Source organism: Musicola paradisiaca NCPPB 2511 (assembly GCF_000400505.1).
In the GTDB taxonomy this organism is placed as follows: Bacteria; Pseudomonadota; Gammaproteobacteria; order Enterobacterales; family Enterobacteriaceae; genus Musicola; species Musicola paradisiaca.
The window spans coordinates 1,352,257-1,373,412 of record NZ_CM001857.1 but is presented as its reverse complement, the minus strand read 5'-3'; the positions used below and the strand labels follow the sequence as shown (position 1 = coordinate 1,373,412).

The window sequence follows — 21,156 nt, the reverse complement described above, 5'->3', positions numbered from 1 at the left end:
TCCGTATCGCTACGTATAATGACGTCATACAACCTGATTCATGACAGTAAAAAATCATTGTCTTTGCGCTGATAACGGATTTACATCAAGATCATGATGTTGTCACCCGGCCTTATGACCGACAGAGTTAGGTTTACACGTTAGGCCGCCATGCCTGAAACTGTCCCACATTGACATGCGGCCCGGTAATACTCACTGATGAGGAGAACATATATGTCTGGCAGTAAGAAGAAAAAAAGCCCAATCGGCCTTGATGTTCAGCTATCAGAAAAGATTTCCGGCAAGCTGAACAAGCTGTTGGCGAATTACCAGATTCTCTATATGAATGTACGCGGTTATCACTGGAACATTTCCGGCGCCGCCTTCTTTGAACTGCATGCCAAGTTTGAAGAGATCTACAACGATCTGTTGCTGAAAATCGACGAGCTGGCGGAAAGAATTTTGGCCCTGGGCGGGCAGCCGTTACACGCTTATAGCGATTATCTGAACGTGGCCGATATCAAGGAAGACGTCAACGTCACCGACGGGAAATCCACGCTGGAAGGGCTGCTGGCCGGTTATGCCGCCTTGTTGCAACAACAGCGTGAAATTCTGCCGCTGGCGGCGGAAGCCGGCGATGAAGGCACCGCCTCACTGATGACCGATTACATTCAGGAACAGGAAAAACAGATCTGGATGTATAACGCCTACCTGCGTTAATCCATTCAGCCACCGTCAGGCTGGTACAAACGACAACGGAGCAAGGTTGCAGGCACCCCGCTCCGTTTTTCATTTTACGCCGGCGGTGACGTCACGCCCGACAATCAGAACTCCACATTCACGCCCAGTTGGAAGGTTCGTCCCGGCATCACCGCCAGCTCCTTGTTGTAGAGATCCTGATTGGTCGCCAGCGTCAACTGACGGCTGCTGAGATAATCCCAGTATTTGCGATCGGTCAGGTTATACACGCCGCCGTTCAACCTAACGTGAGGCAGCACCTGCCAGTAGGCGGTCAGATCCACCAGCCCGTAACCGGGAATACGCAGGTAGCTGGACGACGAGTCCGTCAGCGCCGTACCGCTGTTGCTGTAGCTTTGGCGGTTGGTCGCCGTGGCCTGTTTACCTTTCTGGAAGGTGGCGTTAACCGCTGCGCCGTAGCGTTTTTCAGGGTCGTCCCATGCCAAACCGATCACTGCTTTCACCGGCGCCACGCTGTCCAGATCCACATAGCGATCGCCCAGATAGCTGGATTTCGACTTGCCTTCGCTATAGCCCACCGCCAGCGTGGTGCTCACCCCGTTCAAGGTGTTGAACCACGTTCCCCACTGAATACGGCTGCTGAATTCGGCGCCGTAAATATAGGCTTTGTCGCGGTTTTCCGCCTGATAAGCGGTGTAGATGTTGCTCGGAACAGTGGTAAACCGCTCCGGATTGGCGGCGCGGGTGTAACGGGTATAAGCGATAAAATCACGATAGTTGTTGTAGAACAGCGCGGAACGGAAGGCCACGCCTTCGGTAATATCGCCTTTCAGGCCCCATTCGTAGTTATCACTGGTTTCGGTTTTCAGCGAGGTGTTGCCAATCAGCGCGTACTGGGCGCGCCCGGCATAGTTGGATCCCAACCCCCAGGATCCGTACAGCTGGCCGGCATCCGGGAACTGCGCGCCGCGGCGGTACTGCAGATAGGTGCTCAGACGCGGCGCCAGCTCATACTGCAAACTCAGCGACGGCAATACCTGCGTATCGCTGTTCGTCTTATCGTACAACGCCGTCACATCGTCGCTGTCAATCACGCTGCTGCCCGCGCTCAGGCTGGAGAGATTACGCGGTTTGGTATTCTGGTAAGCCACTCGCACGCCCGGCGTGACGGACAGCGTTTTGCCTGCCACCTCGAAATCCATTTTATCCTGCGCAAAGCCGCCCAGGCTGTAGCTGCGGCTGTCCGCTTCCGGCTGCATGATCGCGTTGGCGTAGGTTTGCGTCGGCGCCTGATGGAACGGGCGCTCAGTGTTGGACTGTTGAGCGTTAAAGCCCCAGGTGAACTGATGCATGCCCCACTCTTTCAGCAGGCTGGTTTCGACACCGAAGGTCTTAACATTGTAATCCGAGTAGGTGGTATACATGCTGCCGCTGTCCTGCGGCAGATAGGTCTCGTCCTGCGCTTTGGAACGCTGGAAATACACCCTTGAATCCACCGCATCCACCAGGCCGCCGCTGGCCGCCGCCGTCCAGCTGTGGCGCAGGTTCATGCTCCAACGCTGGGTATCACTCTCCTGGTGCGACGTGCCGACGATGGCGTTGCCGCTGGAGTTCCAGCCGTCATAGTGGGTATGGGTGGTTTTGTCGTAGTAATCCAGCGTACCGGTGAAACGGTGCTGATCATTCGGCTGCCAGATGGCCGACGTCATGACCGCGGTAGAGTGCCAGTTCATGGGATAGGCCGACAACGCATCGCTGTTGGTACGGGTTTCCTGGCCGTCGCGACGACTGATCGCCACAATACCGCGCAATGTCTTATCGCCGCCGGCGACAGTGACGCCATTCTGCCAGCTGCGATTGGCGGAGTCATAACCGCTCTGGTAGCCGAAATAGTGGGTTTTCTGCGCCGAGAGATACTGATCCGGTGATTTAGGGCGGAAAGACACCGCGCCGCCGATGGCGTTGTTCGCCCGTTCAACCGGCGTGGCGCCGGCATCGATACTGATCAATCCATACATGTAAGGGTCGATGTAGTCGCGGCCGATACCGAAGGTGCCAAGCCCGGCGCGTCCGGCATAGCCACGGCTGGTCGCGTTCGGCAACGGAATACCGTCCACGTCGATCGCCACCCGGTTGCTCTCCAGTCCGCGGATGTTGTAGCCGGTATAACCGCTGCGATCGAAACCGCTCTTGCCGGAACCGGAACCACCACTGGAGCCGGTCGTCCCGACCAGCGGCTGATAACGCATAACGGAACCGAAATCGTTGCCGCCGTTTTTGCGGATCTCTTCCTCTGTCACCGTAATGGTGGTGCCGGGCTTTTTCACCCTGGGCGATAAGACGGTAATCTGATCGCCCGTTGGCTGAGATTTATCGGCGGCGGACTTTTCCGTTTTCCTGGTGGTTTCCTCTGCGGTGGATGTCTCTGCCGCCAATGTTTGGCAGGCCAGACCGGACAACACGCCGGTCAGAATAATCCGGCTCAGGCCGGTGCGATGTGTTTCTGTGTTTCGATGCAAGAACATACTGCAACCTCGATAAATAGTTGTCGTTATCTTCCTGCCCAGCATTACTTTTCAGTCTGTTTCGCCCGTTCGGAGCCAACCCCGACCACCCTGCCGCGATACCTAAGACGCACGGGCCTGACAGCCGATCGGTATTTCTCTTTCAGGTCTATTGTTATGGTTCGTCCGCCAAAGCAGACCAAGGTTCATCCCTGAACACGTCGCCATCATCAGCGACGCAATACAATCTGCGGCACCGCCGCTTCGGCATGCTGGCCGACCAGTACATCCGCCTGATACCAACGCGCGATAGACGCCGCATCCAGCACCTCGGCCGGCGCGCCTTCCGCCGCCTTGCGCCCATGGCATAGCACCAGCACGCGGTCAGCCCACAGGGATGCCAGATTCAGATCGTGCAACACGCAGCACACCGCCAGCCGGCCCGGTGCCGTCAGCGATCTGAGCAGGCGCAGCAATTGCTGCTGGTGATAGAGATCCAGCGCCGAGGTCGGTTCATCCAGAAACAACCACCCGCGCGGCCCATCGTCGTGCCACAGCTGCGCCAACGCCTGCGCCAGACGCACCCGCTGCTGCTCGCCGCCGGACAGTTGCGGATAGATGCGGTTACGCAGATGCGTGCAATCCGTCAGGTCAAGCACCGCGTCAAGCGAGCGCGGATCCGGCCGGGACGACCAGGGCGAGCGACCCATCGCCACAACTTCGGCGACGGAAAACGGCGCCGTCAGCGTATTTTCCTGACGCATCACCGCCCGTTGACGCGCCAGCAGGCCGGGGGCCAATCGGATAACGGGCGGTTCAACAACCGACAGTCACCCCGTTGAGGCGTGAAATAGCCGGTCAGCAACCGCAGCAACGTCGATTTGCCGGCGCCGTTCGGCCCGATCAACGCCACCAGCTCGCCCGGCGCCAGCGTCAGGGACACATCATCAATCAGAACACGCTCGGCCAGTTGGTAGCCGAGATGGCTGGCGATCAGCGTGCCCGTAGCGATCTCAGCCATGGCGCCGCCTCAGTATCAGCCATAAAACCAGGGGCCGCCGACCAGGCTGGTCAACAACCCGACCGGCATTTCCGCCGGCGCCGCCAGAGTCCGCGCCAGCGTATCCGCCAACAGCAGCAAGAATGCGCCGCCCAACGCAGAACCGGGTAACAGCCAGCGGTGATCCACACCCAGCGTGATACGCATCAGATGCGGCGTCACCAGCCCGACAAAACCGATAATGCCGCTCACCGATACCGCCGCCGCCACCAGCAATGCGCCCAGGATGACAATCCGACGCCGGGTGCGACGCACATCCACGCCAAGGTAGTGCGCCTCTTCCTCCCCCAGTTGCAACAGATTGAGCGGTTGCGCCAGCCGGTGCAGCCACGCACAGACCGGCACCACCAGCGACGCCACCGCGATCACCGTCGGCCACTGCGCCTGCCCCAGACTTCCCATGCCCCACAGCGACAATTGCCGCAGTTGTTGATCATTACTCAGCCAGGCAAGCACGCCGGTAAACGCGGTGCAGACGGCGTTGATGGCGATCCCCACCAACAGCAACTGCGCCAGCGAACGTGTTCCCGACACACTGAGCACGAACAGCAGCAGCATGACCAACAGGCCGCCGATAAACGCCGCCAGCAGCGGCAGATAAAGCGCCATCAGCACGGGCAGCGCCACAGGAAATAGAATGGCCAACGCCACGCCGAGCGCCGCGCCACTGCTGACCCCCAGCAACCCCGGATCCGCCAGCGGGTTACGAAACACCCCCTGCATAGCGGCGCCGGACAACGCCAGCGCCATGCCCACCAGTAACGCCAGCAATACGCGCGGCAAACGGATATGCAGCCACACCTGCCACGACAGGCTGTCCAGCGGGCTGGCTAACAGCAGCGCCGGCGAGAGTTGCATCGCTCCGCTGCCCGCCGCCGCCAGCGCCAGCAACACCAGCGCGCCGGCCAGCAAAGACAGCATCATCCCCGGCCTGATTCTCACTGTCCGGCTTCCACCGTTTGACGCAGGCGCAGCAGCTCTGCGGGCGTGTCCAGACTGAAGCCCAGCATCGCCATATCGTCCACCACCACCACACGGTGTTGCCGTCCCGCCGGCGTCATCGCCAGCCCCGGCAATGCCCAGATATCACCGCCGCCCAGCGAACGCATACCGTCCGTCGTCACCACCACCCAATCAGGCTGACTGGCGACCACACCTTCCTGCGACAGCGGCTGGTAGCGATTGACGTCCTGCATGGCGTTCTGCAACCCGGCGGCGCGAATCGCCGCGTCGGCGGCGGTACCTTGCCCGGCCGCCATCGCCGACATGCCGTGATGGCTGAGCACAAACAGCACTCGCGTCGGCAACGGTTGGGAAGGCAGCGCCGCCAGCTGTGCATCAAGCTGTTGCGTCAGATCGCGGCCCTTAGCCGCAATGCCCAGCGCCTCGGCAATGGCCGTAATCTTGGTATTGATGCCGGATAAGCTCTGCGGCGCGGGCACGGCGACGACGCGCACGCCGCGCCCGGCAACCTGCTCCAGCGCCGCCGATGGCTGGGCCAACGCGCTAACCAGTACCAGCGTGGGCTTCATCGACAAGATGCCCTCCGCATTCAGCTGGCGCATATACCCCACATCCGGCAAGGTTTTCACGGACGCCGGATGCAGGCTGGTACTATCGCGGGCGACCACTTGCCCGCCCGCGCCCAGCGCAAACACGATCTGGGTGACGTCGCCGCCGATGGCGACGATGCGCTCCGCCGCCAGCAGCGAACCGGGCAACAGCAATAACATCAGCCAAAAACGTTTCATGCCGTTTCCCCTACCGCCCGTTGCGCCGTGACCTGTTCACGCCAGCGCGTCTGTTCCGGCTCGCCCTCTGTGCGCTGCCCGAACAGCTGGGCGATCGGCGTACCATCGGCGGCGAACAGTTCCAGGCTGGTCACTACACCGTCTTGGGTGGGCTTGCGCGTGACCCAGCTTTCGGCAATGGCGCTTTCCAGCAGATGCAGGGTGAAGTCGCGGTTGAACACGTTGAGCCAATTCTCCATCGGCGTCACTTGCTCAATCACGCCGGTGAAAATCTGTACGCAGCCCCGATTGCCGACAAAAATCATGATTTCATTCCCGTCCTGCTGCGCTGCCGCCAGCACGCGAGCCAGCGCACGGTTATCCACCTGACAGGCCAGGTCGTCGTTCACCGCCCGAAACGCCTGCCGGCGCGTAACATGGTGGCGTTTAAGCAACGAGAAGAATTCATGGACGTCAGTCATCGCCCGCCATTCCCGCTCCAGCAACGCGACGTCCGCCGGCGCGCTATCCGACTCAGGAACAATCGGCGACAACGACAACGGCGGGTTATCCACCCATGTAAATTGCGCTACCACCGACTGCCAGGCGACCATATCCGTCTGCGCCGTGGCATACACTTTCAGCACCGCATCGCCGTGCAGATCGAAGAACTGAATGCTGTGACGGTCGCCGCGCGCCGTATTTTCCGTCAGCGCGAAAATGCTGCCCCACTGCTGTGGAAACCAGCGCAGGTCGAGTCCGCGCGGGTTCAGCACCAGCCCGGCATGTTCGCCAAACCGCTGATTACGGTAATAACCGACTTGTTCATGCACGGCGTATTCGTTGCGGGTAATCGATTTGGTTTCCCCCACGGTCTCCAGCGTGGCCAGCAACACGCCGGCACCGCCAGACAGACGGCAGGCGTCATAACCGACGCGCAAAAAAGCCAGCTCCGCCTCACGTCCGCCCATCATATGCGCTAAATCGCGGGCATATTTACGTGGGTGCGCGGCTTTAAGTTGTTGATAATGGGTGTAATCGTGATGCATGTGAGAAACTCCATCAAACGCGCCATCCGCTGGCAATGTGAAACAAGATTCGCTTAGTTGTTAATAATAATTATTATCATTACAAAAAATTAAAAACAAGATGATTAACAACAACTGATTTACATCATTCTCACAATATAACTATGGCTATATCACCGTACCGGGTGAATGGAGGCCAGCCTGACACCCCCTCCCGTCGAGGATAAATATTCCAGCACTGAGAACCGCTACGCAGGGAAAAAATAACGTTTTGAAATAAGGCACAAGAATAAAATCATGCAGATTAATTCATTGCTAATCACTAAAATAAATATAACTCAATACATTAACCATCGATTGAAAACCATAAAAAGCACGTTTTATCAACGGCTATAAAATTAACCACACGATATCCCCCGTCAGTAAAACCTCTTTTTATTATCCTCTTCGGCTATCGGGCCTTAACTATTTGTCATGCATCTATTGTTGAGGCAACAAGAAATAAAAAGACCATGACGGCGTTATCGTCAGCGACGAAACATAGCGGCGACATACCTCAATCATTCGAATTGCCAAACCATCAGCCGACGCACTGAACAAGACAACACCGTAAATCTTCAGGGCCAGGTTAAACATGATGTGCGCCACGCAGTGATGCGGCGACTCCGCACGCCTGACGGCTACAGGGTTTTTACCAGACGGCACAGAGATAAATCGCTGGTTTAATGTCATACAATTTTAGGGAGAAAACCGATAGGTTAAACGGCGTTGAATAACCACCAGGATGGCTGAAAAAAAATAATAAAGACTCTCTATTATATCCTTAAATAAAAAATGCTTTTTAAATAAACCCGAAACGAATTTATATTTTTCTTTTTATTTTCACTTTCCCTCAATCAACCCTCAACCATGTTCACACAACGATTTTGTGACTATTTTTTCTCATTATAATTTCCTGACTCGATACATCGCCAAATATTTTTCGACTTGCAATACCGAATATTCAGGAAACTATAATGAGCACTACATCGCCGCTGGCGCTTTTCTGCCAGCTTGTCACGGGTCATTTTCTATCAGAAAAAATCTGGCACAAAAATGATATTAAAGCCAAATTCCTGTTGCGCTCGGCAACACTGCCATTGACTACCCGGCGACATCTGCAAAATATTTTATCCATTCCGGCAATGCGTACTGCGGTAAAAGCCAGGCCTATGCTGCCGACAAAAATACATCGCCCTTATTTACATGCGGGTATGCGTGCGACCGATCGCGTTGACGCCATCGGGCATCATTACCGGTTTATCGATACCATCGGCAATCCCTTTCTAAAGCAGGCGTTTCTCACCATGGGAGACCACTGCCTGGCTCGTTTTTCCGGCAAAAACAACGAGATATTCTCGCTGCTGTGCAGCATTTCCCGTTATGACAAAGAGGGCGAAACGACACTACGCATCCGCTTTAATGGCGTCATCCTCGCGTCGTTGTCGTTCACGGTGATTCCCCATCAAAACGGACACGCAATCATGATCGGCGGGCTGCAGGGAAAAGGGAACGACAATACGCGGGAGCGCACCAAGGAGGCGACCAAGGCCAGCTTCGGTCTGTTTCCCAAGCGTCTGCTGCTGGAATGTTTACTGACGCTGGCGGAAACGCTGAAGATTGATACGATCCTCGCCGTCGGCGACGGTAGCCATGTCTATCAGAACCTACGCTACTATTTCCGTAAAAAGAAAGTGCTGTTCGCCAGCTACAGTGAATTCTGGGCTGCCGTGAACGCGGTTGAAATGCCGCAGCAGCTTTACCGCATCCCAGCAGCGATCCCGAGAAAGAATATGGCAGACTTACCCAGCCGCAAGCGTTCGGAGTATCAACGCCGCTATCAGTTACTGGATGACGTTCAGAACCGGATACGCAACCTGAACCCTTACAGCAAAGACGTTACCCCGTTCACACCGGCACCGACGTTCGACACGGACACATCGACACAGGAAGCGTTACCGGTATCGTCATAACCCGCCTGGCTACATTTCCGGCAGGAACAGATAGTCGGCGGCGGTCAGCGAACCGCCCGGAGCACGGTCGTAAGCCACCGTATCAGGTTGGATCGCCGCGCTCCGGATGGCGGACAGCACCGCGTCCGAAAGCGTAGTTAGCCAGCATCCGCGAAATACCACGCCAAACGCCGTGCGCCCCGCGCCCTGTTGTTCGCCAGTCATCACCACCAGCCGCAGCTGTCCGGCGGCTTCCCCCAGGTACGGTGCCACCGCCGCCGCCGCAAAAATACGCACGGTTTCATAGGCCATCAATCGATCGCTTCCGGCGGCGCCAGACGCCAGCGAAGATTGCGCAATCAGCGCCAAAGGCGGCTGGCCGCCAACGAAAGTGACCGGGAGGCGCCCCATACCTGGAATAAAAATAAAATCAACAGGATAACCCGTCACCAGACCAAAGGCCTCTGACGGTGCAGTACGACACATGACATTTCCCAACGGTTTATCGAATTCTCTTTATTGCACTTTATATTAAAAAAGAACAATGACAAGCAATGAGAAAATCATGAATAAAAATTAACCCAATGAAAAACAGATAAATTATCGCCACACCACATACATGGGCATTGTTTTATATCGATAGATAAATCGGTCATACCCGGTTACGCAGGTATAATGACGTATCCCTGATGCTGGCAGACACGATGATGACTCTTACTCCGCTACAGGCACGCATTGTGCGTGCGCTCATCACCCATATCCGTCGGGAAAAACTGGCGGTGGGGCACCACCTGGCCGAATCCGTACTGGCGCAAGCGCTGGGAACATCCCGCACCCCGGTCAAGCAGGTTATGCAATACCTGATGGAAAAAGGCGTGGTTATCTACGATCGCAATCGTGGTTTTTTTCTGGCGCAGCACGCGGAAGCATTGAGAGATTTGCTGACCGAGTTGCTGGATCAGGCAGAAGACCCGCTCTATCTGCAACTGGTCGAGTGGCGCGTCACCCGTCAGTTGCCGGAACAGTTTTCAGAAACGGAACTGCTGCTGCAATTGGAGGTGAAGCGGCCGACGCTGCACAAAGCCTTACTGCGTTGTCAGCAGGAAGGATGGCTGGAACACCTGGCCGGGCAAGGATGGCGCTCGCTGCCGGTTATCGACTCGGTGGCGGCGTATGAAGAAAGCTTCGCCCTGCGGACGATCATCGAACCGGCGGCGCTGTTAACCGCCTCATTTCACATTGAACCACAGCAGCTGGCCGCCTGCCGCCAACAGCAGGAATATCTGGCCGAAGAAGGGTATCTGACGATGACGCCGCTCGAAATGTTCGAAACCAACGCGGGTTTCCACGAACTGTTGGCGCAATGTTCAGGCAATCGCTTTCTGTTGCAAACCGTCAGACACCTGACGCGGCTGCGAAAACTCGTCGGGTTGGTGGAGTACCGGCAGGAAAAATTCCGCCCGCAGCGCAAACACCATGCGCAGGAACATCTGCAAATCATTCACTATCTGGAGTGCGGCGACAGGCTGAGCGCGGCCGACTTTATGCGGGTTCATCTGGAAAAAGCGCGACGACAAAAAGTCATTGCGGAACTGTTTGTCGCTCATCCGACACCGTAGCGGCAGACAGACTGTCGACGCAAACCGAGCACCCCCGGCCGCGATTTTTAGCCTGATAAAGCGCCATATCCGCCGCTCTCATCCAGGCCCGGTGATCGGACATCTCCGAGCTAAACTGCACCAAACCGGCACTGATGCCAATACGCAACAAGGGCGTATGGTGCAACTGCACACTTTCCAGGTACTCCCGCAGGCGCTCGACCACCAACCTCGCCTCATCCACCCGGGTTTCCGGAAACACAATGCCGAACTCATCACCGCCGAAGCGCCCGATGATATCCGCTTGCCGCAATGTCGATTTCAGACCGTTGCTCAGCAAAAGCAGCGCATCGTCCCCGACATGGTGGCCGAAATTATCATTGATGGTTTTGAAGTGATCGACATCCAGCAATGCCAGCGTTGCCACGCGCTGATAACGGGCACAGATGTCGAACTCGTTCTGCAGTAGTTGTTCCCAATGCTGGCGATTGTAAAGACGGGTCATGCCATCATGGATGCTCATCTCTTTTAGCCGCCGTTTGTGTTCGGCTAATTTCATCGCTGTGCGATAAGTGACTAACCCGACGGAAATAGGATAAATAAACAACATGGGTAGGCAAAAATAGAGTTGTATCGTCGTGGTGGCGGTGTTGATGGGGCTCTGTATCAGCAACAAGAACACAGCAACGCAAAGCACCTGAACCCCCAATCCTTGCAAGAAAAGTTTCAGACCGCCCGCCGCGATATTATTCATCCCCATCATCGACATAATCAGTACCGAAGGCAGACCATTCAACCCCATGACACCAATCCAGATCCCGCCAAACGCAGCATCTATCAGCAGGTTGCCATACTCCCTGCGCATCGGATCTCTGGCGCGGGATGACACCAGGTAAGCGATGTGAGGCCAGAGGAAACCATGGGCGACCAACAGACCCCAAGCCCAGACGGGCAACTGTCTGCCATACAGCGCAGCTGCTACATAAAAGAATCCCAGACCCAGTCCAATCGCCCGAGGCATATACACACGCCGGGCAAATGCCAACCCCGTTCGGCGACGTTCAGACTCTGCGTAAGTAATGGAGGATGACAACGTCATTCCATACTCCTTGTAGCGACCTTATGGTCAAAAATGGCCGGTTATTATTGCCGAAATTCCGACAATATAAAGCGATGAAAAGGGATATTTTTATGACAAAAAAATGCATCGACATGCAGAAATGTCGCCGGTAATGGCTCGCCTCGTTAAAAAGCAGGTTATTTATCGCGTATGTAGGGGAGCATTGCAGGAAGGCGACGCGTGAGCCGACAAACTCGCACCAGTCAGTGATGAGGGTAAACAAATCTGCCGGTAGCCGATGTGAACACAGCGTGCGGCAGCCCAGAAAGAGCGAGCCCCAGGGATAGACCAGGTATGCAACGTGAGGTATGAGGGGTATAAACGCGGTATTCCGCCCGCATAAATTGCGGGCGGTGGCAAAACATCAATGATGGCCGCCATCAAAATGTTGATAGTGGAATCCACCCGGCCCGCCATGACCGCCGCCACCTCCACCAGGGCCGCCACCCGGCCCCCAGATTGGCGGGAAAAGACATCCGCTGAGAGAAGCTATCAACGCCAGTAAACCCGCCACCCTGACTACTTGTTTCATTATGAACCTCATTTGACTACTGTTTGGCTGGATCATAAGAATCCCACCGGGCGGCAACAAGACCATTATTCTTAAAAAGCTTATTATTTACAGTAAGTTGTATTGATTACTCGCTATTTCCAAAAAACGATCACTATCCTTACATTTCGGCCGTAAAAAAGCCGGATAGCAACAACTAGCCGGCTTTGCGATAGGGCAATCAGAAATGCAACAGGCGGTTTATTCCAGCCATTCGGTATGGAATACGCCTTCCTTGTCGATACGTTTGTATGTGTGCGCCCCGAAGTAGTCACGCTGCGCCTGAATCAGGTTGGCAGGCAACACGGCGGAGCGGTAGCTGTCGTAATAGGCGATGGCTGCCGAGAAGGTAGGGGTAGGGATCCCCTGTTGAACGGCATAGGCGACCACGTCGCGCAACGCCTGCTGATACTCATCGGCAATTCGGCGAAAATACGGCGCCAGCAGCAGGTTGGCGATAGCCGCGTTCTCATTGTAAGCATCGGTGATTTTTTGCAGGAACTGAGCGCGAATGATGCAGCCCGCCCGGAAAATCTTAGCGATTTCGCCGTAGTTCAGATCCCAATTGTTTTCATCGGAAGCCGCTTTTAACTGTGAGAACCCCTGGGCATAAGACACAATTTTGCCCAGATACAACGCACGGCGGACTTTCTCAACAAACTCGGCCTTATCGCCCGCAAAAGCTTGCGCCGCCGGGCCACTCAGTACGCTGGAGGCGGCGACACGCTGCGATTTCAGCGACGACAGATAACGCGCAAATACCGATTCAGTGATCAGCGACAGCGGTTCGCCCAGATCCAGCGAACTCTGGCTAGTCCATTTACCCGTCCCCTTGTTGGCGGCTTCATCCAGAATTACATCGACCAGGTACTTACCGTCTTCGTCTTTCTTAGTAAAGATATCTGCTGTAATTTCAATCAAATAGCTACTAAGTTCGCCTTTATTCCATTCAGAAAAAGTATCGGCCAATTGCACATTGCTGAGACCCAACGCCTGTTTCAGCAAAGAATAGGCCTCTGCGATCAACTGCATATCACCGTATTCAATACCGTTGTGTACCATTTTTACATAATGGCCGGCACCGTCGGCGCCAATGTAGGTGACACAGGGTTCGCCATCGGCGCGCGCGGCAATTTTTTCCAGAATCGGAGCAACCAGTTCATACGCTTCTTTCTGCCCGCCCGGCATGATGGAAGGGCCTTTCAGCGCACCCTCTTCACCACCGGAAACGCCAGTACCGATAAAATTGAAGCCTTCCGCAGACAGCTCGCGATTACGGCGAATGGTATCCTTGTAGAAGGTGTTGCCGCCGTCAATCAGGATGTCGCCTTTTTCCAGATACGGTTTCAACGACTCGATAGTTTTATCGGTCGCTTCACCTGCTTTGACCATCAGCAGGATGCGGCGCGGTTTTTCCAGAGATTCAACAAATTCCTCAACGGTATAGCAAGGAACCAGCTTCTTGCCCGGATTCTCTGCAATAACTTCATCCGTCTTGTCGGTGGAACGGTTGAAAACAGAAACGGTATAACCGCGGCTTTCAATATTCAGGGCCAGATTGCGCCCCATCACCGCCATACCAACAACGCCAATTTGCTGTTTGGACATTCAAGCAACTCCTGTCTGAAGGGTAATCTATCTGCGATCCGTTTTCGCCGCAGACAATAAAAATCAGGGTGACATGGTACCCTAGCTCTCGCCGGGAGGGTAGTGATTGGTACCGTGACGCCGGGGCCGCCTTGTGGAATACATCCCCCAGGCGATTTGTCGGGCAGAGGCCATAAAAAAAGCGAGGACTCCCGGGAGCCTCGCTTCAAAACGGATTGACGCGCCAGTCGCACTCGCTCAGAACGAAGGCGAGCGCTTATTTTGCCAACAACTGTTTGATATTGGCTTTAAAATCTTCACCCAGTTCGGCATTACGCAGGCCATACGAAACAAACGCCTGAACATAGCCCATCTTTCTGCCGCAGTTGAAACTGCGCCCGGCCATTTGCACCGCATCCACCTGCTGAGTTTTGATCAGCTCGGCGATAGCATCGGTAAGTTGAATACGCCCCCATGCTCCCGGCAGGATTTTTTCCAGAATCGGCCAGGCTTGCGCCGTCAGCACATAACGCCCTACCGCAGACAGATCAGACCCTTCAACCGGGGCCAGTTCTGGTTTTTCAATCATGGAAACAATCGCGGATGCGTCACCTTCCTGTGTTAGAGGAGACTGACATTCAATGATGGAATACTCCGGCAGCACTTCATATGGCCGGTGTTTGACCAACACCTGGCTGTGACCAGTCTCTTCAAAACGTGAAATCAGCTGGGCCAGATTATCTTTTGACTGATCAGCGGAATACTCATCCATCACGACGTCCGGCAACACCACCACAAACGGAGCATCGCCAACGATCGGCCGCGCACAAGAAACCGCATGCCCCAACCCCAACGTTTGCCCCTGGCGAACGTTCATAATGGTGACGCCAGGAGGACAAATCGATTTCACTTCCGCCAGCAATTGGCGTTTAGCACGCTCTTCCAGCAGGGATTCCAGCTCAAAGGAGGTATCAAAATGGTTTTCGATGGCATTTTTGGAGGCATGAGTCACCAACACGATTTCTTTGATACCGGCGTTGGCGCACTCGTTGACGATCTTTTCAATAACCGGTCGATCCACTAACGGCAGCATTTCTTTCGGAATTGCTTTAGTGACCGGCAATAAATTCATCCCCAAACCAGCAACGGGGATAATCGCTTTTAATGTTGTCATTTAATAGTCTCTCAAAAGCATGCAGCTAGCTGTTGCAGTGATGGGCAAGACCCCCACCCGATAAGTACCGTACCTTACACCTAATCAGAACCAAAGAGATCGCGGGTATAAACTTTTTCTGCAACATCAGATAATTCTGTCGCCATGCGGTTGGAAAGAATCACATCGGACATCTGTTTGAACGTTTCCAGATCGCGAATAACGCGCGAACGGAAGAATTCATCTTCTTTCAGCGACGGTTCATAGATCACCACATCAATCCCTTTCGCCTTGATGCGTTTCATAACCCCCTGGATAGCAGAGGCGCGGAAGTTATCTGAACCGCTCTTCATCACCAGACGGTAGATGCCGACCACTTTAGGGTTGCGCCGAATCACCGAATCCGCAATAAAATCCTTGCGCGTAGTATTGGCATCGACAATCGCCCGAATCAGGTTATTCGGCACAGACTCATAGTTCGCCAACAGTTGCTTAGTGTCTTTCGGCAAACAGTAACCGCCATAACCAAACGATGGGTTGTTGTAATGCTGACCGATGCGCGGATCCAACCCGACGCCTTCAATGATCTGTTTACTGTCCAGTCCCAGCGTCTGCGCATAAGTGTCCAGTTCGTTGAAATACGCGACGCGCATTGCCAGATAAGTGTTGGCAAACAGTTTGATGGCTTCCGCTTCCGTTGGGTCGGTGAACAACACAGGAATATCCGTTTTGATCGCCCCTTGAACCAACAGCCCGGCGAATTTTTCCGCCCGCGCCGAACGCTCGCCCACCACAATACGGGAAGGGTAGAGGTTGTCGTACAGTGCACGGCCTTCCCGCAGAAACTCCGGCGAAAAGATAATATTATCAATGCCGAACAACTCACGAATCTGCTGGACATACCCCACCGGGATGGTGGATTTAATCACCATCACCGCATCCGGATTGACCGCCAGCACGGTACGAATCACCGATTCCACCGAACCGGTATTGAAATAGTTACTCTTCGGATCGTAATCGGTGGGTGTGGCGATAATAACGAAATCAGCACCCTGGTAAGCCGATTCCGCATCAGTCGTGGCTCGAAAATTCAGTTCTGGCTTACGAAGATAAGCTTCAATTTCCTTGTCCACGATCGGAGAGATACCCTGGTTAAGCATCTCTACTTTCTCGGCGACAATATCCACCGCCACCACTTCATTATGTTGAGCCAGCAGGATAGCGTTGGACAAACCAACATAGCCGGTACCTGCAATCGCAATTTTCATCATCGGGTTACATCATCCTATGTGGTACTCAAGGTACGCATCACACGAGCAACAGCGAGAGGAAAAACGCACCTTCCCTGATGCTGCCGCTCTCTTCAGCCTGCATGTTATCAGGCGTGATAATACTCGCGATACCATTCGACAAACGCTCGAACCCCCTGCTCCACGCCAACTCTCGGGCGATAGCCGGTTACAGCGAACAGATCGTCGGTATCTGCGTAAGTCTGGTAAACATCGCCAGCTTGCATCGGCATGAAATTCTTGATGGCTTCGATACCCAATTCCCGCTCCAACGCGGTCACAAAGTCCATCAGCTTCACTGGTTGGCCATTGCCGATATTATAAATGCGGTATGGTGCAGAACTGGTGGCGGGGGTTCCCTGCTCCACCGTCCAGGAGGGATCGCGCTGCGGGATCAAATCCGCGACGCTGATAACCCCATCGACAATATCGGTGACGTAGGTGAAATCACGCCACATGTCGCCGTGATTGTAGATATCGATACTTTCGCCAGCCAGGATAGCGCGGGTAAATTTGAACAGCGCCATATCCGGGCGCCCCCACGGCCCATAAACCGTGAAGAAACGTAACCCGGTCGTGGGAATGCCATACAGATGAGAATATGCGTGCGCCATCAATTCATTGGATTTCTTGGTGGCGGCATACAATGAAATCGGGTGATCGACGCTATCGCCGGTGGAGAACGGCGTTTTGCTATTCAAACCGTATACCGAACTGGAGGAGGCATAAACCAGATGGCCGACGCCGCTGTGGCGACATCCTTCCAGAATGTTCAGATGCCCGATGACATTACTCTCGGCGTACACCATCGGGTTTTCCAGCGAATAACGCACCCCGGCCTGAGCCGCCAGATGCACGACGCGATCAAACCGCTCCGCCGCAAATAGCGCCGCCACCGCCGGGCTATCCGCAATATCCATACGTTCGAAGCGGAACCCGGGCAATTCTCGCAGGATCGCCAGCCGCGCGTCCTTGAGCGAAACATCATAGTAACTATTGAGGCTATCAATCCCCACCACGTCATGGCCCGCATCGGACAATGACTGACACAAGTGAAAGCCGATAAAACCGGCTGCTCCGGTAACAAGAAATTTCATGCGAAAACTCTTACAGTCAAACGAATGGCGCAGATAATAGCATCCGTCGCCTCAATTCAGAATCCACAACAGGCGAAAACACCGCATCACGCAGACGACGGTACATCATGGGTTAGGCAGCGAGACCGTCTCGCAACACGCTTGGTTGATATCCGTATCACCTGATACGCTATGCGGATATTAGGGTATACAAAAGGTAAAACTGCCATATGGAATGGATCGCCGATCCAACAATCTGGGCTGGTCTGGCAACCCTCGTAGTGCTGGAACTGGTGTTGGGCATCGATAATCTGGTTTTTATCGCCATTCTTGCAGAGAAGCTCCCGGAAAAATCGCGTGACCGCGCCCGCGTCGTCGGCCTGTTGCTGGCGTTGCTGATGCGTTTCGTCCTGCTCTCATCCATTGCCTGGCTGGCATCGTTGACGCAGCCGATTTTCAGCGTATACCACAACGCTTTCAGCGCCCGCGATCTCATCATGTTGACGGGAGGGCTATTTTTACTGTTCAAAGCCACAACCGAACTTAACGAACGGCTTGAAGGCAAAGATCAACACCAACAGACCAACCGCAAAGGCGCACGCTTCTGGCCAGTCGTCGCGCAAATTGTGGTGCTGGACGCTATTTTTTCGCTCGATTCGGTCATCACCGCCGTAGGTATGACCGAACACCTGCTGGTGATGATGGCCGCCGTCACAATCGCCATCAGCCTGATGTTGCTGGCCAGCAAACCGTTGACGCGCTTCGTCAACGCGCATCCCACCATCGTTATTCTGTGTCTGAGTTTCCTGCTGATGATCGGCTTCAGTCTGGTGGCGGATGCGTTTGGCTACCCGATACCGAAAGGCTACCTGTATGCCGCGATTGGCTTCTCGGTGATGATCGAGATGCTTAACCAGGTCGCCCAATTCAACCGTCGCCGTTTTCTGTCTTCAGCCATGCCATTGCGTCAGCGCACGGCTGAAGCCGTACTGCGACTGCTGCGCGGCGAACCTGAAGCCCAGGAACTGGACAAACCGGCATCCGACAAAACGGCCGAAAACAGCGGCACCGTAAACCAGCAGGTTTTCAATCAGCAGGAACAGCGCATGATCGAGCGCGTGCTTGGCATGTCGCAGCGCTCCGTCAGTAGCATCATGACCATCCGTCATGACATCGAACACATTGATATTCATACGCTTCCAGAACATTTTCCGATGCTGATGGAAAAAAACCAGCATACCCGTCTGGTCATCGTGGACGGCAATCAATCCAACGAACCGTTGGGCATCGTGCACGTCATCGACCTGTTGCGCCAACAACTACAGCAGCAGGCGCTGGATCTGCGCGCGCTGATCCGCCAGCCCCTGGTGTTTCCCGAACAATTGTCGTTGCTGGCCGCGTTGGAACAGTTTCGCGAAGCGCATACCCACTTCGCTTTCGTCGCCGATGAATTTGGCTCGGTGGAAGGCATCGTCACCCTGAGCGACGTGATGGAAACCATTGCCGGCAATCTGCCGCTGGAAGGCGAAGGGCTGGATGCCCGCCACGATATACAGGAAAACGATGACGGCTCACTGACGGCTAACGGCTACCTGCCGGTCGAGGACTTGCAGATGTACGTGCCGCTGAACCTGGATGAAAAGCGCGAATACCACACGCTGGCGGGTTTGCTGATGGAATATGCGCAGAAGATCCCTCAGGAGGGTGACGAGATACACATCGAAGGCACCCTGTTCAGGGTGCTGACGGTGGAAAGCCATCGTATCGTCAAGGTGCTGATCGTTCCCCGTAACGAGTCACTACCCGACTACGAAGTCTGAAACGCGCGTCGGCAGCGTTCCGAAGGCGTCGGTAGAGGCGACAAAGCGCCCGCAGCATTACCGGCTGCGAGCGCCGATGAGCGCCACGCCCGGCCGCAAAGCCAGACCGGGCACTCACACGCCAGTAGACGGAATGCGGCCTAGCCTTTGGAAGGCTGTTGAATCCGCTCGGACCACTCGCCCAGACGTTTTTTCAACTCATCCTGTAAACGCTTGCGTACCAGTTGATCCACCTGGAGCTGGTAATTCAGATTGTTGATATCGCCGTATAAGCGGAAAGGGATCGCCGTATCCTGTAGCATTTGCACCATTTGCTCATCGCCGGCCCATCCCTTCATCACCTTGACATCCAGATTGATATCGCACTGCTGAGCCGGCAAATCAAATTGACCAGACCCCGTCAACGCTAAAATGTCGGACTCGCCGGACACATCCTGCAACTGCAATTGACCACGGTTTAATACCGCCTGCGCACCGATATGCCGGATTTCGGTGAAACGGGAATAGCTGTCCTGTCCCTGCACCCCGACATTATTACGCGCAACAGCCTGCTGAATCAGTTGTTGGATATTCAGCACCGGCAATCTCAACTGCTCAATCTGTACCGACCCTTTACCCCGCCATTGAGAAATCAATGCCGCCAGCGACAACGCATCACCGCTTAAACTCCCTTGCAGACTGAGACGACCGCTCAGGCTATCCGGCAGCCCCAGGATATGCAGCACCTGCGACACCTCAATATTCTGCAACAGTGGCGAGACGATGATAGCCGGCACCCTTCCTATCTCCAGCGTTGTCGGCAACGAGAAGCGCCCGTCGCCCAACCGGCCACTAAAATCACTCACGTCAAGCTTGCCGCGCTGATTGTCGCCTTGCAGATTGAACTGATCGACAGTGACGCCGCGATAGATCAGTTTGTCCGCCGCCACCGCCACCCGAGCGCGGAAATCCCGCAACGCCTGATCAGGTTCGGTGGTCTGCTCACGGGAAATGACCGGCGCCGCCGTCGTCTTGTCGGCCTTGCCGGCATCCCCATCCGCTTTCTGGGTCAACCCCAGCAGCGTATCGACATCGAGTCGCTCCGATTTCAACGTCAACTGATAATCGGGAACCGCCCCCAACACCGCGCTGGCAGAGCCCACTAATGCACTGTTGTTGGCCGTCAGAGAAAACGACCCGATCGTCACGCTTTCCGGCTGACGCTGGTAATTCACCTGCATCGAACCCTGACCGCGGATCCCTTCCGGAGGGACGCCAGCCCCCTGCAACTGATAATCCAACGACGCGATATTCATCGCCACTTGCTGCGGGTAGGCCTGCATATCAAGCCGTGCTTTCATCGCGAAAGAGAGTTCCCGCTGATCGCGATTAATGCGGCTGGAAAATGCCGCTTGCACCTGACGCTGCCCGACGCTCTCCATCGTCAGATTGATATCCCGCACATTGATGGGGGGCGAATCGCCGCGCTGAAACACCAGCAAGCTGTCGACAATCTCAACGCGGCCAAGATCAAAATGCCAGCGGCTGTCGGTTTCCGGTTCGGGCGAACCTGCCGGCGCGATCGGCACCGATGCGGCCTTCCGGGCTTCGCTCTCCGTCGTCAACCGCACCACGGCGTCTTTGAGCATGACCTGCCTGATTTCCAGCTGGTGCGACAACAGCGGCCACAGCTTCACATCCAGCCGCATATTCTCCGCGCTGACGACCGGAACGGCGGCGCCCGGCGCACTCAGCGACATGCCGCCGGACAGGATGCTCAGTTGCGGCCAAACGTGCCAACGCAGCTCGCCCGATAGCGTCAGCCGGTATCCGGTTCTCGCTTCCACCTGACGCACCATATAATCCCGAAAATCATTCGGGTTTATCAGCAACACCAGGGCGGACATCCCCGCCGCCAGCACCACCAGCAAAATAATCAGGGCGGTAAATAATCTTCTCATGCCATCCTCATCATCGACGCGAACCGACGCCG

General features: G+C 55.2%; 14 protein-coding genes and 2 pseudogenes. 4 read left to right on the top strand and 12 right to left on the bottom strand.

Features of this window, described 5'->3' with window-relative positions; genetic code table 11:
• The first annotated feature begins 213 nt into the window (after positions 1 to 213).
• Positions 214 to 699 carry a Dps family protein gene (locus tag DPA2511_RS06245; protein ID WP_012764835.1) on the top strand — a complete coding sequence of 162 codons (486 nt, stop codon included), beginning with the start codon at positions 214 to 216 and terminating at the stop codon, positions 697 to 699.
• Between the two features lie 104 nt (positions 700 to 803).
• On the opposite strand, the gene DPA2511_RS06240 is transcribed toward DPA2511_RS06245, so the two are convergent.
• The 5 genes and pseudogenes from DPA2511_RS06240 to DPA2511_RS06220 form a co-directional block, all read right to left on the bottom strand.
• Positions 804 to 3,203: a TonB-dependent receptor domain-containing protein gene (locus DPA2511_RS06240; RefSeq protein ID WP_012764834.1), complete on the bottom strand. Its 2,400-nt coding sequence runs from the start codon at positions 3,201 to 3,203 to the stop codon at positions 804 to 806.
• A gap of 209 nt (positions 3,204 to 3,412) precedes the next feature.
• A pseudogene (locus DPA2511_RS21170) lies at positions 3,413 to 4,203 on the bottom strand (heme ABC transporter ATP-binding protein).
• Positions 4,196 to 5,166, bottom strand: a pseudogene (locus tag DPA2511_RS21165) (FecCD family ABC transporter permease). Before DPA2511_RS21165 ends, DPA2511_RS21170 begins: the two co-directional pseudogenes overlap by 8 nt.
• Before the next feature lie 14 nt (positions 5,167 to 5,180).
• Positions 5,181 to 5,993: a heme/hemin ABC transporter substrate-binding protein gene (locus tag DPA2511_RS06225; RefSeq protein WP_012764831.1), complete on the bottom strand. Its 813-nt coding sequence runs from the start codon at positions 5,991 to 5,993 to the stop codon at positions 5,181 to 5,183.
• Positions 5,990 to 7,021: a hemin-degrading factor gene (locus DPA2511_RS06220; RefSeq protein WP_012764830.1), complete on the bottom strand. Its 1,032-nt coding sequence runs from the start codon at positions 7,019 to 7,021 to the stop codon at positions 5,990 to 5,992. Before DPA2511_RS06220 ends, DPA2511_RS06225 begins: the two co-directional genes overlap by 4 nt.
• Positions 7,022 to 8,016: 995 nt before the next feature.
• Here DPA2511_RS06220 and DPA2511_RS06215 point away from each other — a divergent pair.
• Positions 8,017 to 9,012: a VirK/YbjX family protein gene (locus DPA2511_RS06215; RefSeq protein WP_012764829.1), complete on the top strand. Its 996-nt coding sequence runs from the start codon at positions 8,017 to 8,019 to the stop codon at positions 9,010 to 9,012.
• Positions 9,013 to 9,021: 9 nt separating this feature from the next.
• Here the strand turns inward: DPA2511_RS06215 and DPA2511_RS06210 are convergent, their stop codons facing one another.
• Entirely contained in the window at positions 9,022 to 9,477 is a 456-nt protein-coding gene (locus DPA2511_RS06210) for a hypothetical protein (RefSeq protein WP_012764828.1), read from the bottom strand.
• A 218-nt stretch (positions 9,478 to 9,695) separates the two neighbouring features.
• Between DPA2511_RS06210 and DPA2511_RS06205 the strand changes: the two genes are divergently transcribed.
• Positions 9,696 to 10,610 (top strand): GntR family transcriptional regulator, encoded by a 915-nt coding sequence (locus DPA2511_RS06205; RefSeq protein WP_026595130.1) that lies wholly within the window; start codon positions 9,696 to 9,698, stop codon positions 10,608 to 10,610.
• On the opposite strand, the gene DPA2511_RS21160 is transcribed toward DPA2511_RS06205, so the two are convergent.
• From DPA2511_RS21160 to DPA2511_RS06180, 5 genes are all read right to left on the bottom strand, one after another.
• The gene (locus DPA2511_RS21160; RefSeq protein ID WP_012764826.1) at positions 10,573 to 11,688 is read right to left on the bottom strand and encodes a diguanylate cyclase; all 1,116 of its coding nucleotides are present in this window, start codon (positions 11,686 to 11,688) and stop codon (positions 10,573 to 10,575) included. The genes DPA2511_RS06205 and DPA2511_RS21160 overlap by 38 nt on opposite strands.
• A 772-nt stretch (positions 11,689 to 12,460) precedes the next feature.
• A complete protein-coding gene (gene gndA, locus DPA2511_RS06195) occupies positions 12,461 to 13,867 on the bottom strand; it encodes an NADP-dependent phosphogluconate dehydrogenase (RefSeq protein WP_012764825.1) in 1,407 nt (468 codons plus the stop codon).
• Positions 13,868 to 14,123: 256 nt separating this feature from the next.
• Positions 14,124 to 15,020 carry a sugar phosphate nucleotidyltransferase gene (locus DPA2511_RS06190; protein ID WP_012764824.1) on the bottom strand — a complete coding sequence of 299 codons (897 nt, stop codon included), beginning with the start codon at positions 15,018 to 15,020 and terminating at the stop codon, positions 14,124 to 14,126.
• 80 nt (positions 15,021 to 15,100) lie between these two features.
• Entirely contained in the window at positions 15,101 to 16,267 is a 1,167-nt protein-coding gene (locus DPA2511_RS06185) for a nucleotide sugar dehydrogenase (RefSeq protein ID WP_023638192.1), read from the bottom strand.
• Between the two features lie 110 nt (positions 16,268 to 16,377).
• Positions 16,378 to 17,385, bottom strand: a complete 1,008-nt coding sequence (locus tag DPA2511_RS06180; protein WP_012764822.1) for an NAD-dependent epimerase — start codon at positions 17,383 to 17,385, stop codon at positions 16,378 to 16,380.
• Between the two features lie 209 nt (positions 17,386 to 17,594).
• On the opposite strand from DPA2511_RS06180, the gene DPA2511_RS06175 reads away from it, so the two are divergent.
• Positions 17,595 to 19,184 (top strand): TerC family protein, encoded by a 1,590-nt coding sequence (locus DPA2511_RS06175; protein WP_012764821.1) that lies wholly within the window; start codon positions 17,595 to 17,597, stop codon positions 19,182 to 19,184.
• Positions 19,185 to 19,324: 140 nt separating this feature from the next.
• On the opposite strand, the gene asmA is transcribed toward DPA2511_RS06175, so the two are convergent.
• Positions 19,325 to 21,124, bottom strand: a complete 1,800-nt coding sequence (gene asmA, locus DPA2511_RS06170; protein ID WP_012764820.1) for an outer membrane assembly protein AsmA — start codon at positions 21,122 to 21,124, stop codon at positions 19,325 to 19,327.
• Between the last annotated feature and the right edge of the window lie 32 nt (positions 21,125 to 21,156).